Annotated in this window: 16 protein-coding genes and 1 tRNA gene; 5 read left to right on the top strand and 12 right to left on the bottom strand. The window is 38.5% G+C overall.

The genetic code is table 11. The features are described from left to right. Positions 1-7 precede the first annotated feature (7 nt). Together MB14_RS08680 and MB14_RS08675 are read left to right on the top strand one after the other, a co-directional pair. Complete coding sequence (locus tag MB14_RS08680) at positions 8-466, top strand: peroxiredoxin (protein WP_062591182.1); 459 nt, start codon at positions 8-10, stop codon at positions 464-466. A 60-nt stretch (positions 467-526) separates the two neighbouring features. Beyond that, on the top strand, positions 527-1,381 hold the full coding sequence (locus tag MB14_RS08675; protein ID WP_062591181.1) for an outer membrane beta-barrel protein: 855 nt from the start codon (positions 527-529) through the stop codon (positions 1,379-1,381). A gap of 169 nt (positions 1,382-1,550) precedes the next feature. On the opposite strand, the gene MB14_RS08670 is transcribed toward MB14_RS08675, so the two are convergent. Beyond that, complete coding sequence (locus tag MB14_RS08670) at positions 1,551-2,207, bottom strand: ABC transporter ATP-binding protein (RefSeq protein ID WP_062591237.1); 657 nt, start codon at positions 2,205-2,207, stop codon at positions 1,551-1,553. Positions 2,208-2,337: 130 nt separating this feature from the next. Here MB14_RS08670 and sucC point away from each other — a divergent pair, with 130 nt between their 5' ends. The 3 genes from sucC to MB14_RS08655 all read left to right on the top strand — a co-directional run bounded on the left by sucC (position 2,338) and on the right by MB14_RS08655 (position 4,693). Continuing rightward, positions 2,338-3,549 (top strand): ADP-forming succinate--CoA ligase subunit beta, encoded by a 1,212-nt coding sequence (gene sucC, locus MB14_RS08665; RefSeq protein ID WP_062591180.1) that lies wholly within the window; start codon positions 2,338-2,340, stop codon positions 3,547-3,549. An 8-nt stretch (positions 3,550-3,557) separates the two neighbouring features. Then, a tRNA-Arg gene (locus MB14_RS08660) sits at positions 3,558-3,631 on the top strand. A gap of 153 nt (positions 3,632-3,784) precedes the next feature. Next, on the top strand, positions 3,785-4,693 hold the full coding sequence (locus MB14_RS08655) for a DUF6089 family protein (protein WP_062591179.1): 909 nt from the start codon (positions 3,785-3,787) through the stop codon (positions 4,691-4,693). Positions 4,694-4,816: 123 nt separating this feature from the next. Here the strand turns inward: MB14_RS08655 and MB14_RS08650 are convergent, their stop codons facing one another. The 11 genes from MB14_RS08650 to MB14_RS08600 all read right to left on the bottom strand — a co-directional run bounded on the left by MB14_RS08650 (position 4,817) and on the right by MB14_RS08600 (position 17,160). Further along, positions 4,817-6,721 (bottom strand): polysaccharide biosynthesis protein, encoded by a 1,905-nt coding sequence (locus MB14_RS08650; protein WP_062591178.1) that lies wholly within the window; start codon positions 6,719-6,721, stop codon positions 4,817-4,819. After that, a complete protein-coding gene (locus MB14_RS08645; RefSeq protein ID WP_062591177.1) occupies positions 6,718-7,854 on the bottom strand; it encodes a DegT/DnrJ/EryC1/StrS family aminotransferase in 1,137 nt (378 codons plus the stop codon). The genes MB14_RS08650 and MB14_RS08645 overlap by 4 nt, the downstream gene beginning before the upstream one ends. Further along, positions 7,847-8,446, bottom strand: coding sequence for an acetyltransferase (locus MB14_RS08640; RefSeq protein ID WP_062591176.1), 600 nt, complete (start codon positions 8,444-8,446; stop codon positions 7,847-7,849). Before MB14_RS08640 ends, MB14_RS08645 begins: the two co-directional genes overlap by 8 nt. Continuing rightward, on the bottom strand, positions 8,443-9,048 hold the full coding sequence (locus MB14_RS08635) for a sugar transferase (RefSeq protein WP_062591175.1): 606 nt from the start codon (positions 9,046-9,048) through the stop codon (positions 8,443-8,445). The genes MB14_RS08640 and MB14_RS08635 overlap by 4 nt, the downstream gene beginning before the upstream one ends. Continuing rightward, on the bottom strand, positions 9,038-10,210 hold the full coding sequence (locus MB14_RS08630) for a glycosyltransferase family 4 protein (protein ID WP_062591174.1): 1,173 nt from the start codon (positions 10,208-10,210) through the stop codon (positions 9,038-9,040). The genes MB14_RS08635 and MB14_RS08630 overlap by 11 nt, the downstream gene beginning before the upstream one ends. An 8-nt stretch (positions 10,211-10,218) precedes the next feature. Continuing rightward, positions 10,219-11,469, bottom strand: a complete 1,251-nt coding sequence (locus MB14_RS08625; protein ID WP_062591173.1) for an O-antigen ligase family protein — start codon at positions 11,467-11,469, stop codon at positions 10,219-10,221. Then, the gene (locus MB14_RS08620) at positions 11,469-12,581 is read right to left on the bottom strand and encodes a hypothetical protein (RefSeq protein ID WP_062591172.1); all 1,113 of its coding nucleotides are present in this window, start codon (positions 12,579-12,581) and stop codon (positions 11,469-11,471) included. Before MB14_RS08620 ends, MB14_RS08625 begins: the two co-directional genes overlap by 1 nt. Beyond that, positions 12,578-13,687 carry a glycosyltransferase gene (locus MB14_RS08615; protein ID WP_062591171.1) on the bottom strand — a complete coding sequence of 370 codons (1,110 nt, stop codon included), beginning with the start codon at positions 13,685-13,687 and terminating at the stop codon, positions 12,578-12,580. The genes MB14_RS08620 and MB14_RS08615 overlap by 4 nt, the downstream gene beginning before the upstream one ends. Positions 13,688-13,693: 6 nt before the next feature. Continuing rightward, on the bottom strand, positions 13,694-14,356 hold the full coding sequence (locus tag MB14_RS08610; RefSeq protein ID WP_084376013.1) for an HAD family hydrolase: 663 nt from the start codon (positions 14,354-14,356) through the stop codon (positions 13,694-13,696). Between the two features lie 996 nt (positions 14,357-15,352). Continuing rightward, positions 15,353-16,234 (bottom strand): NAD-dependent epimerase/dehydratase family protein, encoded by an 882-nt coding sequence (locus MB14_RS08605; protein ID WP_062591169.1) that lies wholly within the window; start codon positions 16,232-16,234, stop codon positions 15,353-15,355. After that, the gene (locus MB14_RS08600) at positions 16,231-17,160 is read right to left on the bottom strand and encodes a phosphoglycerate dehydrogenase (protein WP_062591168.1); all 930 of its coding nucleotides are present in this window, start codon (positions 17,158-17,160) and stop codon (positions 16,231-16,233) included. The genes MB14_RS08605 and MB14_RS08600 overlap by 4 nt, the downstream gene beginning before the upstream one ends. Positions 17,161-17,183: the final 23 nt, after the last annotated feature.

Genomic DNA, 17,183 nt, shown 5'->3' with positions numbered 1-17,183 from the left:
ATAAAGCATGGCATTAAAAATTGGTTCAAAAGCACCCGAAATAAAATTAAAAAGTACCACAGGACAAGTATTCGATTTAGCGGTAGACCTTAAAGGCAAGCCCTGTATCATTTATTTCTACCCAAAAGATTTCACCCCAGGCTGTACAGAAGAAGCGTGCACCTTTCGCGATGCCTTTTCAGACTTTATAGGCTTAGATGTTACAGTCATTGGAATAAGTAAAGACAGTATCACCAGTCATCAGAAATTTAAAGAAGAACATAATCTCCCTTTCGAGTTACTTTCTGACCCAAAGGGGGAAGTTTGTAAATCATACGATGCACTTATTCCATTGATCAAAATTCCAAAGCGGATTACCTACCTTTTAGATGCTGAACATAAGGTTGCTGCAGTGTATCAAGATATGTTTGGAGCAAAAAAGCATATTGAAATCATGCTTGAAAAGATGAAATCTGCCAATACATAGCTTTTTTTTGCGTTTGAATTATATCTTTATGGTTCTAAGCCTAAATCAAATTTTTAAAGAATGACTAAATCACGCTTTTTGTTATTGCTTTTTGTTATTGTTTCAAAGAGCATCATGGGTCAACAGTACACCACTACAGGCGATTTTGATAGAATTTCGAAAGTCACTTTTGGCTTTGGCTTAAACACCTATTTTGGAGAGTTAAGTGCTTTAGCCACCGACACTAAAGTAAAAATGGGTTTAAGTACTTCACTCGCTTACGAACACCTTTTCACTGACAACATTGCGCTTCGCGGAAGTTTATCGGTATACTCAATTAAAGGAGCCGACTCTCTTTCTGTTGAAACAGCGAGAGTTCGAAGAAACTTATCTTTTAAAGCCACTAACATAGAGTTTACGGCTCAGGCTTTATATTATGCTTTTCGCCACCCCCATACAGGCTATAAAGACAGGGCTTTTGTGAATCCTTATTTTCATTTGGGTTTAGGGGTAACCACAAACAAACCCAAAGCTACTTTAGCCGGAACCGACTACGAATTACGTCCAATGAGACTAGAAGGCGTTGAGTATGGTACTTTGGCGCTGATAGTCCCAATAGGTGTCGGGGTAAATATATTCATCAATAGAAATATGGACCTGCAATTAGAAATGCAGTACACAGCCGCTTTGACAAAGTATCTAGATGATGTGAGTGCAAATTATAGAGATCCATCTTCTTTTGCTGACCCAATCGCTTCACAGCTATCTGACAGAAGAGTAGAGTTAGGTTTTGATCCAGCCGCAGCGGGCGATGCACGCGGGGAAGGTACGAATGATGCCTATTTAAGATTTGGATTCAGACTAGGATATTATCTACCGGGTTCATTATACGGTAAATCTTCTATTCGTTGTAAAGTGGTGAAGAAGACCAGATAAAACTGAACTCAGCTTTAAATACACTAAGAACCTTCCAAAAGGACATTCTATTTTCTAAAACAAAAATGAGTACTGCTGAATAATGAAAACAAATACTTTGATGGCTAACTGATAACAAAGCACAGCTCAAGTCATGGTTGAAATTATCAAATTCGGGGAAGATAAATATCTACTCACTAACAATTACCCCATCTCTAATTTCAATCTTTCGATCAGTCATTGATGCTAGGGATTGATTGTGCGTTACAATCACAAAAGTTTGGTTAAGTTCATCTCTAAGGTCGAAAAATAAGCGATGCAACTCTTCAGCTGTTTTCGAATCTAAATTACCGCTGGGTTCATCAGCAAAAACAAGGCTCGGGTCATTAATCAAGGACCTGGCTACTGCTACACGTTGCTGCTCACCACCAGAAAGTTCAGAAGGTTTATGATCTTTTCGGGACAATAGACCAAGTTTAGTTAAAAGCTTTTCACCCTTTTTAAAAACTTCCTTTTCATTAGAATTAGAAAATAATGCTGGCAAACACACATTTTCCAATGCTGTAAATTCAGGCAACAGATTGTGGAATTGAAAAATGAAACCTATTTCCTTATTCCTGAAACTGGCCAATTGTTTAGGATTCATTTCACCGACAGATTTTCCGTTGATCATTATTTTACCAGTATCTGCTAAATCTAAAGTTCCTAAAATATGAAGCAAGGTGCTTTTTCCAGCCCCTGATTCTCCTACAATCGACAGCAACTCTCCTTTTTGAACAGTCAGGTGAATGCCCTTGAGCACTTCTAAATCACCATATGACTTCCTTACACTTTCTGCCTTTAAAATCTCCATAGCTACTTATGAAACCAAACATAGTAAAATCATACGAATGATCATGTACAACTAAAAAGAACGCCACCTATTTTCCTTGTTATATTAAGGTCAAAGGTGTAGTTTCGTGCAAAAATTTTGACACATGAATATCCACGAATATCAAGCAAAAGAACTACTAAAAAAACATGGAGTAAAAATTCAGGAAGGCATTGTTGCTTCAACAGCTGACGAGGCGTTGGAAGCGGCAAAAAAACTGAATGCTGAAACAGGAACATCTTGGTACGTAGTAAAAGCTCAAATCCATGCTGGTGGTCGTGGAAAAGGCACTGTAAACGAAACCGGATCACGAGGTGTAGTTTTAGCAAAAAGTTTAGATGAAGTACCTACCAAAGCAGGAGCTATTTTAGATGGCACTCTTGTAACTCATCAAACTGGGCCTGAAGGAAAGAAAGTCAACAAAGTACTTATTGCACAAGATGTGTACTATCCTGGCGATTCAGAGCCTAAGGAATACTACATGGGTATCTTATTAGATAGAGCAAAAGGCTGCAATGTAATCATGGCCTCTACCGAAGGTGGAATGGACATTGAAGAAGTTGCAGAAAACAGTCCAGAGAAAATTATTAAAGAATGGATTGATCCAAAAGTAGGTCTTCAAGGTTTCCAAGCTAGAAAAGTAGCTTTCAAACTAGGCTTAGAAGGAAATGCATTTAAGGAAATGGTTAAATTCATTTTCTCACTATACAAAGCATATGAGAGTTCTGATTCTTCAATGTTTGAAATTAATCCAGTTTTAAAAACCTCTGATAACAAGATTCTTGCTGTTGACGCAAAGGTAAACTTAGACGACAATGCTTTAATGCGTCACCCAGACCTATTGGCATTGAGAGATGTTACTGAAGAAGATCCAGCAGAAGTAGAAGCAGGAAAGTTTGGTTTAAGCTATGTTAAACTAGATGGTAATGTAGGCTGTATGGTAAACGGAGCTGGTTTGGCCATGGCTACTATGGATATTATCAAGTTATCAGGTGGAGAGCCTGCGAACTTTTTAGATGTTGGAGGATCGGCTAATGCAGAAACTGTAGAAGCAGGTTTCAGAATTATTCTTCAAGACCCTAATGTTAAAGCCATATTAATCAACATATTTGGAGGTATCGTTCGTTGCGACAGAGTGGCCAATGGAGTTGTAGAAGCTTATAAGAAAATTGGAAATATTAATATCCCAATCATCGTTCGTTTGCAAGGAACAAATGCTGAAGAAGGAGCTAAAATCATTGACGAAAGTGGTTTAGCCGTTCATTCTGCTATTCTTTTAAAAGACGCAGCAACTAAAGTTCAAGAAGTTTTAGCTTAAAAAGCTAGGCATCCGTAGCTCAACTGGATAGAGTACCAGATTTCGGCTCTGGGGGTTGAGGGTTCGACTCCTTCCGGGTGCACTTAAAAATCCTTCGGTATTTTACCGAAGGATTTTCTATTTATAAGAATATTACCTAGTTTTGTACAGCCTCACCGAAGTACGTTTAGTGTAACCACCACTTATTTAGTTAAATGTTTTTCAGTATATAGATTTACACACTTGTGTATTCGGAATGAAAAAAACGATATTTCTTCTTCTATTTATTTTCGTTGTGGTTGATTCTGTCAACGCTCAAAGCTTCTATTCTAGAAGACGAGACAGAAGCATGATGTTCTCTTTTGGTTTAGGCGCGTCCACCTATCATGGTGACTTACATGATGTACTATACGATGGATTTACAGCAAGACCTAATTTTGGTCTAGGATTACGTAAAAAATTTGGTTCGCAATTGAGTGTGAGGGTTGACTTAAACTGGTATCAAATTGCTGGTGCCGACTCACTTAATCAAGAAATCAAACAAAGAGATAATAGATTTGGTGGTACTGATACTCGAAGAAAGAGAAATTTATCTTTTAGATCAAACAATCTTGAGTTATCGGCCATGTTTGTTTTCAACCTGATACCAGTTAACAACTCCTATACTAGACGTCCTTTGATTAACCCTTATATTTATGCTGGACTTGGACTAAGCTCCAACAATCCCAAAGCATTATACGAAGGGAACTGGGTACCCTTAAGACCATTACAAACTGAATTAACACCGTATTCTGGAAGAATTATGGTAGTTCCTATTGGCATTGGAGTAAGATTAAAAGCCAATGATGCGATAGATATTCTTTTGGAAGCAGGTTATAGACACACCTTTACTGATTATTTGGATGACATTAGTAAAGATCATGTAGATAGAAGTGAGTTTGACGTTCTATTTGGTGAAAACACAGAAAAAGCAGCTTTAGCGAAAGCCTTATCTGATAGAAGTGCTGAAGGTGGATTTTCCGTAAGTTTACCAGGAGATGATAGAGGAAACCCGTTAAAGAACGATGCTTATTATATTTTTCAAATCAGACTAGAAATGTATTTACCAGATAATTTCTTATCACAACTCTTCTCTCCTTCTAGAAAGAAACCTAAGTTTAGATAATCATCTACATATAAAGTAGACATAATAAAAGGGGCTGAATTCATATGAATTCAGCCCCTTTCATGTTGAAAATTAATATTTAAATAAACTCCTTCTTCTTGTCCCTCTCACCAAAAAGGAGAATCAACGATCAAGCATTGTGAATTTAGATTCCTTGCTTCTATACTCTTGAATAAGAGACTTTAATACCTTCACCATTTTCATATCTATATCATCACCACTGCTAGGTGACGAATAAATTAGACCTTCTAAATCGGAGTAGTGTGATTTAACCTTAGAAAAGTCAAGAGACCTTACTTTGGCGATCATTATTTTGGGATGATGGGTACTCATCGTATTCTCTTTGTCATCTAAGAGCTCTTCATACAGCTTTTCACCAGGCCTTAATCCGGAAAAAACGATATCAATATCTTTTCCTTCTTTTAACCCTGAGAGCTGAATCATCCTTTTTGCTAAGTCAACAATTTTTATTGACTTACCCATGTCAAAAACGAAAATTTCACCACCATTACCCATTACCCCAGCCTCCAACACGAGACTACAAGCTTCAGGTATTGTCATGAAATATCGTGTGATGTCGGGATGAGTTACGGTAATTGGCCCGCCTTTTTGGATCTGTTTTTTGAAAATAGGAATAACCGAACCATTGGAGCCTAACACATTACCAAACCTTGTAGTTATAAATCGTGTAGGACTATCCGCCTCAATCTCAGAAAGAAGGTTATTCAAGGATTGCACATATATTTCAGCAGCTCGCTTAGTAGCCCCCATTACACTTGTAGGGTTTACCGCCTTGTCTGTAGAAATCATCACAAACTTTCGGACGTCATATTCCACTGATAAATCGGCCAAATTTCTAGTGCCCAACAAATTACATTCAATCGCCTCTGGAACATTAATTTCCATCATAGGCACATGTTTATAAGCTGCTGCATGAAATACGAACTCAGGCTTATACTGACTAAACAACCGCCTAACGCGCTCTCGATTGGTAACATCAGCCACATAGCAAACGAGCGATTCACCCAATGACCTTAACTCTCTAATCTCATTTTCAATTTCAAAAAGTCCAGACTCAGACTGATCTAATAAAATAAGCTTAGCGGGGTTATATCGAACAATTTGTCTAACCAGTTCTGAACCAATAGAACCTGCCGCACCAGTAATCAAAATACTTCTTCCCGATAATTCCTGATTTACAAATTTGTTTTTTAGACTAATCGGGTTTCTTCCTAGAAGGTCTTCAATCTTCACTTCATGAATTTGATCAATACCAAACTCTCCTCCTATCCATTGATCTGCTGAAGGAACAGTTGACACTTTAATTCCAAATTCTAAGCATTGATCTACAAGTTCATTTTTCCTGTCTAGCGACATACTTGTAGTAGCAATGATTAATTCGCTAGGGTTATTTTTAATCACTACCTTTTTAAAATCGTTTCGTGCAGAGTAAATACGTACACCACTCAATACATTACCAATCTTTCTTGGGTTATCCTCCAAAAAACCAATGACCTTAACATTAGTTGAAGTATCATTATCTAACAATTGTTTGGTAATCATACCCGACTGGCCAGCACCAAAAATAATAATCTTCTTACTGACCTTAGGAATCGTTCTGTAAAATGAAAAGAGCTCCTTTACTAGAAGTCGATAACTCGTGAGCGCCACAACGGATACAAAAAATGCAATTGCCGCAATGGAATATGGAATGGCATTTTCCGAAATGGAGTTAATTCCTAATGCTATAACCAAGGTTAATAAACTGGCATAAAGCACTCTCAAGGTATCTTGAATACCTGTATATCGAATGATGCCTGCAAAGCTCCTAGTGACTAGAGAACTAATTAGACCAGCAAGGGTGAAAATAATTATGCCCTGTAAAAAATTATAGGCATAAAGGTTTTCAACATTAAAGTTCAGACGAAGTAAATACCCCACTAAGGCAGACAGTGAATAAATGACTAAGTCAATTAAAACAATTATCCACCTAGGTAGAACGTTTAATGTGCTAATGCTTCTTTTCATGATTTAGCAATGAAGCCTTTAATTGCTACTACTACTCTTTCTAATTCTACTGTAGTTAGGTTCGAACCTGAAGGAAGACACAAGCCCTTAGTAAATAACTCATCACTGACTCCATTGCCGTAATAAACACAATCTTTATAAAGTGGTTGTAAATGCATTGGTTTCCAAAGTGGTCTAGTTTCTATATTACTCTTCCATAACTCAAGCCTTACGTCTTCACGGTCTACTCCAAGTAGCTCTGGTTCAATTTTGACTGAAGTTAACCAATAATTAGAGAAATCATTAGCACTCATTTCAGATTGAAAATTAAGGCCTTCAAAACTTAAATGTTCTCTATAAAATGCATTAACCGCACGTCTCTTCGATACATGACTATCTAATACTTCTAACTGCCCTCGTCCTACACCTGCCAAAATATTCGACATTCTGTAATTATAGCCCAATTCGGTGTGTTCATAATGTGGGGCTTCATCACGAGCCTGAGTAGCCAAAAAGCGAGATTTATCAATCCATTGGGTATTATTGCTCACTAAAGCCCCACCACCGGAAGTAGTAATTATCTTATTCCCATTGAAAGATAAAATACCCATATCACCAAAAGTTCCTGCCTTTCTTCCATCAATAGTTGAACCTAGTGCCTCAGCGGCATCTTCAATTAAAGGGATTTCATAACGACTACAAACCTCTACAATTTGCTTCATTTTAGCAGGCATTCCGTAGAGGTGAACCATAATCACCGCTTTGGGTCTTTTCCCTTTTTTTATTCTATCTAGGATTGCTTCTTCGAGTAATACAGGGTCAAGATTCCAAGTGTCATATTCGCTATCCACTAAAACAGGGGTAGCTCCTAAGTAAAGTATTGGGTTTGTGGTTCCGCAAAAAGTAAAACTTTGAGCAATTACTTCATCTCCGGATTTAACTCCTAAAAGTATTAGCGCCAAATGGATGGCTGCAGTTCCGCTTGAAAGAGCGGCCACGTGATTAATCCCTAAATATTCTCCTAATTCTTTCTCAAAGTGATCGACATTAGGCCCCAATGGAGCAATCCAATTGGTATCAAAGGCCTCCTTTACGTATTTCAGCTCATTGCCTCCCATATCAGGAGAAGAGAGCCAGATTCTATCTTCAGTCATTTGTGTATTTGATTATTTTTCCAGGACTCCCAACAACTACTGCAAAATCTGGTATATCTCTTATTACCACAGCCCCTGCCCCTATAACAGCCCATTTTCCAATTTTGATATTAGGACTAACCACAGCACCAGCACCTATTTGAGTTCCCTCTCCTACATGAACAGTTCCACAAAGCGTGGCATTGGGGCTAATATGTACATAATCTTCGATTACGCAATCATGATCAATTGATGAGGAGGTGTTTATAATTACGTGTTTACCCACTTGTGTATCTCTATTAATAACCACACCAGCCATAATCACCGTGCCCTCTTTTACATTTACGGTTGAGTCTAAAACAGATTGAGGGTGGATGCCTATAACGAAGTTACAAGGGAGGTGTTCCGCCAATTTCTTTCGAATAGCATTAGAACCTATACTCAGTATAGCCTGCTGGTTTGTAAAGTCAAAGTCTGCATCATGCTCTACTTTGTAACCACATAACTGCTTTATATTGGGGTTGGCGTCTACCAAACATTTTATCTTTCGATTATTTCTTTCAAGAATATCGAGTATCACCTTAGCATGACCTGAAGCCCCTATCAGAATCATATGTTACCTTTAAACTTCTCCATTGTCACAGTTCCTTCACCGCTGATGCCTTCTGAGACCAGCACTTTTTTAATTGTCAAAAATAGAATTTTTAGGTCTAGCTTAAAAGATAAGTGGTCTACATACCAAACGTCCATTTCGAACTTACTTTTCCAGTCTACCGTATTTCTTCCATTTACTTGAGCCCATCCAGTAATTCCCGGTCGAATATCATGTCTACGTTGTTGTTCTTTAGAATACAAAGGTAAATACTCTACTAAAAGTGGTCGAGGACCAATAAGCGACATGTCTCCTTTGAGGACATTGATCATTTGTGGTAGTTCATCAATTGAAAATTTTCTCACAAATGCACCTATGCTGGTCAATCTCTGCTCATCAGGGAGCAAACTTCCGTGGGCATCCCTTTTATCATTCATCGTTTTAAATTTGACAATTCTAAAGATTTCCTCATTCTTGCCTGGTCTTGACTGAAAGAAAAAGGGTTTACCCCCATTTGCAAAAAAGAGAGCAATTGTGGTTAAAAACATTATCGGGCTTGCTAAAATAAGTACAAGCAGTGACACCGTGAAATCAAAAATTCGCTTGAAATGGTTAGCGTACATGTTTAGATATTTGCTCAAGGTACTCTGAATGTAAGGCTTCCCAAAGTGATTTTTGATCATATCGATTTATAATCATATCCCTTGCGTTACGCTTTAAGTTATCCATTAACGACTGATCCGTTAACAGTCGCAATATGGCTGAACTTATTGCTTCAGTGTCTTTTGGAGGAACAATCAATCCATTTTTTTCATGCAATACAATCTCATTGCATCCATTGATATTGGTGACGATAGAAGGTAAACCCATTGCCCCAGCCTGCAGTGGAACATTAGGAAATCCCTCTCTATAACTAGGAAAAACCAAGAAGTCACTAGCTAACAAATATGGGCGAACATCAGCCTGAAAACCAACTGAATGTATTCTTGTGTTGGTCATTATTTCATTCATTACACTAAGTTCTAAGGGATCTAATTCGGGCTCAAACGGCCCCACCAATATTAAATCAAGATTATCGAACTCTTTGAAAGCGTTAATCAACTCATTGATCCCTTTGTCTCCTGTTACTCTTCCCACAAATACTCCCACATGTTGACTACGTGAAATCCCAAGTTCGAGCCTTAGTTCCTCCGCTCTCTCGACTAATGTAGGATTCGATTGAAAGTATTCGCAATTAATCCCATTGCTGCTGCCATTCCCTATTACTTTAATCTTTTTCTCGTTGGAATAAATATTTTTAAGAATAAAATCTTTTTGTGCAAAAGAGTTTGGATACACCTTGGTTGCACAACTGTAAGTGAGATGTTCGACCCAAACCAAAATCTTTCTTTTGAAGCCTCTTGCTTCCATCAAAGGAAGTCCTGCCACAGTATGCATCCGAACTGGTACTCTACAAAACCATGCCGCCATCATCCCTATTAAACCAGCTTTGGGTGTGTGGGTATGAACAATATCAAAGGTATTTCTTCTCAAGAACCGGATCAATTGGAGTAAGGTCCTAAGGTCTTGTATAGGAGATATTTCTCTACTTAAGGGGAACTCGTTATGAATTACTTTCTCTTGTTGAATAATGGCGCATATTTCAGGACCTTGTGAAGAACCCACCTCAACATGAAACCCTTTACTTTGAAAATAAGCAAACTGACCTTTCAAAAGAAGGGACAAGGACATTGGAATGGTAGTAAGTCTTAAGATTTTCAGAGATTGTTTATTCTGATTTACCATGAATCCAACTAAGAAGCACTTTGACTTAATAACTCCGACTTCTTAAACACAGCAAGCTTCTTCTCCATTCCCTTCTTTTTTAACAAGTACATTTTCAACATCTCAACCTTATTCCGCTCTGCTCGAATAATTGGAAACATCATTAATGCTACCCAAAATATGGTAAACCGCAGTCCCATATGGGTTACCCCATAGGCGAAAAGTGGCAACGAATACACTAGATAAAACCATGGAAGCTTTTTAAGTAGGGAATAAACAAAAAGCAAAAACAATAGAGTGCCAGGTATCCCATAACAGAAAATAATTGTCCCAAACGATGAATGAATTTCATGATTGGTTATAAATGTATCAAACCGATTATATCCCCCTTCTCCCGCACCAAAAACTAAATATTCGGGGTGGTTGGTGATCCTGTCATATCCCCGATATTCCCATTCCGTAATTTCATCTGGTCTATTCTCTTCATTTACGTTTCTAGCATCTAAATTTTCTTGGAATCTCTTACCAAATTCAGATTGAGTCACACCTAAAAAGCCTAGACCTCCGACCACGATTATGGCAAATATATTTCTGACAGAAAATATTTTATTGGCTATCAAGTAAGCTCCAAAAAGAATAATCATTGAGCCTAAAGCCGCTTTTGAAACACTCACTAGTGCTAAGTAACTAAATACAAAAAAGCTTAAGTAAACTATTAGTCGTGGTAATTTGATCATGGTCTCCAATACCAATACAATAGCCAAAGCACTCAATGAATAATATCCCAATTGGTTTGGGTTGGTGAAAAACATTGCCCCACGAATACCTTCACTATTGGTTTGAAGTGCATAAGAAAGCACAATCTGAAGAATACCGGCAAAAACACAAGCATAGGCGGTAGTATAAATAAATTGCTTCCCATATTGCCTATACAACGATAGCGCAAAGCCCATTACCATTAAGTTATAAAAGTAAAATGCACTATAGACATACCAAGCCAATCCATTATTGCTCTCCCCCAACAGAGCAAAATGAACACCTAAATTAACAATGCTTAAATAAATGCAAAACTTCAAAAAGCCTTTAAACACGGGTTGGTTTACTTCACTTATTTTAAAATGCTGCCCCAATACATACAAGCCAATCACAACAACTATCACAATATCGGAGGGTTGTGCACTCCCCGCTGGGAGAAAATAAAAAGGAAAGGCAATCAAGTAAATAGCCCATGCCTTTAACCAACCTTTTGCTCCTAATGTATGTTTGAAAATAGCTAACATTATTCTGTTAAAACGGAAGTGATCTTTTGGGCTGCATTCCCTATTGCAATGTGTTCATAAAAATAGGAAATTTCCGCTTGTCCTCCGAAAAGAACGGACAAATCGAAATCTCCTTCTATCGGGATTTTCAAAACATCAGCGCTTTCATGATAATCAAAAACGTATCCATAGTTAGGGATTTCTAATTGCGCAATTTTTCTTTTGGCTCCTAAAAGCTCTAATCCTACAGTAGATGCCATAATTACTCCCGCATCCACCTCTAAAATGGCTTCTACAATGGATTTTGGTAATTCAATTGCAGGAAAATACTTATTGGCAACGGCTAGATACTCTTGAATATCTTCCCGTGGGTGACATTTAATACCTAACTGAATATTCATACGCTTTAATTGCGGAGCAGCCCGCATCACAAATTGCTCTAATAACTCTAGCTTAGCTTGAGGGCTACAAAAACCTTGATCATCAATGGGATTGGTAAAGATTCCCAAAACTTTTTGATTACCATCTCTTATTAAACGCGGTTCGATATCTGCTAGAAATTTATTAAACCTTGGCGACCCTGTAACGACTACCTCAGTGCCTTGAGTTGCAATGGGTCGAAAATGTTTGGCGGAGCGTTCGCCCCAAGTCATCACTTTTACGGCTCCGTTCCCCCCATATTTCACCTCAGCTTCGTTGGGTAAAGGAAACCTAATTCCTTCTTGCATCAAATAAAAAGGAATTGATTTACCCTTAAGCCATTTACATATTCTATCTCCTGGAAAAGCAGCATCATTCAGTAGCAGTACCTTATCAACACCAGAAAGTGATTTTTTAATGAAAGGCTTAACTTTCCAAAACCAAAAAATCATCCTCACTACGGTTCTAACTACCGAATCACTATTACCCAATGCTTTCTTACCCGAACTCGGCTTCAGATTTTGAGGCAAACTACCAAATTTAACATATTCGATTCCTTCACTTTTAAGGATATCTTCTGGACTCGCCATTCTTCTAAGCTCACAAAGCGAAACATAAGTTACCTGATGCCCTTTTGCTTTAATCAGTTTTGCAGCATCAATTGTGAGTTCCAAATGGTGATTTGGATTGGTGATAAGTATGGCTAGTTTCATTCGTCTAGAAAATCAAAATATGACTGCACTCCATTCTCTTCTGTATATGATTGTACTGCATTTGGTGCAGCTATAGAAAACTTGAGCCTCAAATCATGTTTTTCTAATAAGTGGAGAATCCTTTCGCTCATGGCAGTATCGTCTTCCACATCAACCAAACACCCATTTTCACCATCAATAATTAGCTCATTGGGTCCGGTTGGGCAATCTGTAGAAACACAGGCGGCACCGCAGGCTAGCGCTTGTACTAGCGTTCCAGGCATTCCTTCATGACGAGAGCTAAGTACATAAATATCAGCAGTAGCCATATATTTAAAAGGATTCTTATCGAAACCTGCGAAACACACCTTATCGTCTAATTGCATTTCTGAAACCATAGCACGATAATGATTTTCCAACGGCCCCTTGCCCAAAATAAATAGGCCAACCTTTTTATTTACTTGAGTCACCTTTTGAAATGCTTTCAGAAGTGTGTCGTAATCCTTCTGCCACTCAAAACGACCTGTTGCTAATATGGTTTGGTCAAATTGATTAAAGAATGGATGATCTACTTTTTCTCTAGCACCATCTAACAATGCCTTATTTACAATTGGATTATGTACTACTCGAGTGCGTGATGATGGTACGCCAAGAATATCCTTACATTCAATAGCCACACCCTTTGATACCGCAGTCACCCATGTTGCTTTTTTATAAAGAAAGGCCTTAATAAAAATCATCAACCTCCTTTTAGCCTTGCTTTTTTTAGGAGGAAAAAGAATATTTCTTTCCGAAACCACAGTGATTCCTTTGTATCCACTGAGCCAAGCAGCTAACATCATCGGCATTGAAGCGCCTCCACAAGTAGAGTAAACTACATCATAATCACTTTCTGAAATCAACTTTTTCAGTGGCTTCCACATGGGCCAAAGTGAACTACATTTAAGGTCGAAAAGCCGCACATCGCTGGGAAGCTGATCTATGAACTCTCCTTCTGCCCGCATCAAGGCTAAATCACATTGAAACTTTTCTCTATCAAAGGCTTGCAGCAGGTTTACCGTTACTCTATCGGCTCCGCCATAGCCCAAAGTGGGGCGCACAAAAAGTATCTTCAATCGTTTTGACATGCGTAATTATTGAATTTTAGAGAAATCATTAGCTCCATACTTGTAGGTAACTTTCTCCCAATAATCAGAAAGTTCTGGCGTTAATCGAGCAAAGAAATCCATCTGGGTTTGTTCTGCGGCTTGATGATCGGTGCTGGCATCACCAAAAAAGAGGCAATCTTCAGCATTCAACTGTTTTCTTTGCATCACCTCTTTAGCTATTTCAGCTTTCTTTCTTGGGCTTCCATATACCTCGTCAAAGAACGGGCTTAGTTTGCGATCGATCACAATGCTTCTTAACTCTTCTTGTGGGGTGCCAGAAGCCACCACACAATAGATATTTTGTTGCCTAATAAAGGTGATCATTTCTCTAAATCCGGGAACAAAGGGTGCTGACAATACTTTAGCTTTTACTAATTCAGAGAAACGTTTACCCAGCTCCTCTCCCATTTCTTGGGTATGTTCTTGATTTAAAAGATTTTCGGAAATCCATTTGAATTTTTCATACCTAGCCACGCCCTGATGGGCCAAATGATGTGCTTTCACTTGTTCTTCAAACCCTGTGCCTGTATAAAGCTCTACAAAAGCATCGGTCTTTATATTCCCTGACTCTAACACAACTCCGTCAAAATCGAAGAACATGCATTTGTATTTTGCTAAATCAGTATGTGAGATTGGTTTTTGAATCATTTTTGGTTTTGTTTCTTATTCTTATTTGACCTCACTTCACCGTCATTCTGAAGAAGTTTGAATGGCGATAGACATTCAAGCGCCTGAAAGAATCTGTCCGTCTCTGGTGCTGGCTCTTCGAACTAACAGACGCTCGCGGTTTCGTTTTTTCAAACTTCACCTCAGCGTGACGGTTATTTTTAGCGTAATTCTGAATTTCCTCCTGAGTGACAACGATGTAACTAAAAGAGGACGAGACATATTGTGAAATTTAGATCCTTCGTACCTCAGGAAAGGAAAACATGCTGTTTACTGCTAAACCATCATCGACTGGACATCAAGGAAGTGCGTGTTAACAGTTCAAAGTTAAATCTTAGATAAAGGTCTTTGTATGCAGGCTCTTTTTCCATCCTGAGTGATACCGCGTTCGCACAAGCTTAAGCGGATGAGAAGCGAAGGATCTAAAATAGCCAAACGTAAATTAAAATTCAGATCCTTTGTACCTCAGGAAAAGAAAACATACTGTTTACTGCTAAACCATTATCAACTAGACATTAAACGAAGTGCGTATTAACAACTCAAAGTGAAATCTTAGATAAAGATCTTTGTATGCGCGCTCTTTTTCATCCTGAGGAACGAAGGATCTTCCTAAGCTGCCCTGAATAATCAGTTCCAGAGACAACCTCAGCGTGATGGTTATTTGAGTAGTTGTCTCGTCCTCCAACCTCCCCCAAGGGAGGACAGCCTCAGCAGTAATGAAGCTTCAGAAATTAAATTTGCAAACATGAAGAGAATACATCATTAGCCTTACCACCAAATTAAACCACTAAGATCAATCTCCCCCGCAGGCGGGGGTTAGGGGGTGGATTCATATAGACTATTCTATACACTGCAAAAAGCAGATAGGTACTAAGACGCTCCGAAGTATAGGTGCTTAGCACTAACTACTCCGAACAGACAGACGCTCACGGTTTCGCTTTTCAATCTTCAACCTCAGCGTGACGGTTATTCTTGGCGTCATTCTGATAAACCTGAATCAATCTCTTCAATGACTTGAATAAGCCCTTGTCCCATATCTACAAACTCGTTAGAAACCAGTTTATGACCTATTTTGGGCGTATAGGCGTAGGGTGTAATATTGTAGTGTCCGTTAGTAGCGCCTTCATCGCCTAAAAACCTCACTTTCACTTCTTTACCCAATATTTCACCAAACATTTTGTAGAGATCAGCAATTTCCAACTTATCATTACCTGTCAATACTAAGTTTTTATTGGCATACTCGGCATCTAAAATAGAGGCACTTAACCTTGCTGCATCATAAGCATGAATGTAATCGCGCTTATCACTCGATTTTCCACTATGCTCCATTTCAGTTTGATCCATGAAATTTTTAAGCAGACGATAAACTCCATTGGCCATATCCGTTCTTGGCCCATACAAGCTACCATAACGGAGAATCGTATATTCTAAGCCAAACTGATTGTAATACTCTTCAACATAGTTTTCGCAGGCCTGTTTGCTGCATCTGTAAAAGCTACCTTCGCGACTATAAACATACACGGTAGAACCGAAAACAAAGCGCTTTACATTATTCACCCTACAAGCCTCAAGCATATTGACCGTACCTTGAATATTAATGGCTACGGTTTCAATCGGTCGTGCTTTGGCAGCATTTAAATCGGCTAGAGCGGCTAAGTGATACACATACTCAAATCCAGAAAGTTGCTCGATGAGTTTTTCGGCATCGCAAACATCTCCCTTAATGAAACTTTGGTCTTCACGTAAATAAGGTGACTCTACTTGGTCTAAAATAGTAACCTCGTGCCCGATATCAGAAAGCGCATCGGCTATATGGCTACCTAAAAACCCAGAACCACCTGTTACTAAAACTTTGCTCATTTCTTTTTGAAGTAATTAATCACATTTTGTGCTGCTTCCATTTCCATATTAATTCTTACTTCACTAGCGTAAGAACCGATATGAGGAGTAAGGGTACAGTTTTTCATTTTGCTTAAGGGGCCTGTGTAAGGCTCTTTTTCGAAAGTATCAATATAAGCAGAAGCTGTGGAATTCGATTTTAAAAACTCTACTAATGCATCCTCATTTATTAAACCACCACGCGATGCATTGACTAGGCATAGACTCCTTTTTGCTTTGGAAAAGAATTCAGCATTGACCATATGTTTGGCCTCTGGCGAATATGGCGTATGAATAGTGATAATATCTGATGTACTGATTAATTCATCCATTCCTACAAAAGACACATTATGCTTTTTAGCAAATTCAGTATTCTGGTATAAATCGAAAGCCAATACTTTTACTTTGAAAGGGCTAAGTAACTCTACAAGCCTACAGCCTACTCTTCCTAAACCAATAATCCCTACTGTTTTTTCTTTCAGAAGATTTCCCATTGGTTTTTCCCAAATACCATTCCTGATATTAGTGTGGGCGTTGGCAATGCTTCTCAAGCAAGACAGAATACCTCCCAAGGTAAGCTCTGCCACTCCATCCACATGGGCACTTGGCGTATTTTCTACCGTAATATCTTGTCTTTTTGCAGCAAGAAGATCTACATTATCAATCCCCGCCCCTAATCGACATAGATATTTCAAACCGGCAGCAGCACTAAGCACTTCATCATTGAGGGCTTCTGTACCTGCAATTAAACCATCATAGCCCTTCAGAATTTCTTTTGACTCTTCTACGGATAGTTTCCTACCATATGGGTTTACGGTAACCTCAAATCCTTCTGCTTCCAATAATGCCAAAGGAGCAGGGTCTACCTTACCGAAAGAAGATGAAGTGGTGAGTATTTTATAAGGCAAGTGTTTAATATTTATGGGTTCAA

Source organism: Roseivirga ehrenbergii, assembly GCF_001593005.1.
GTDB lineage: Bacteria > Bacteroidota > Bacteroidia > Cytophagales > Cyclobacteriaceae > Roseivirga > Roseivirga ehrenbergii.
This window is presented reverse-complemented; position numbering and strand designations above follow the sequence as displayed.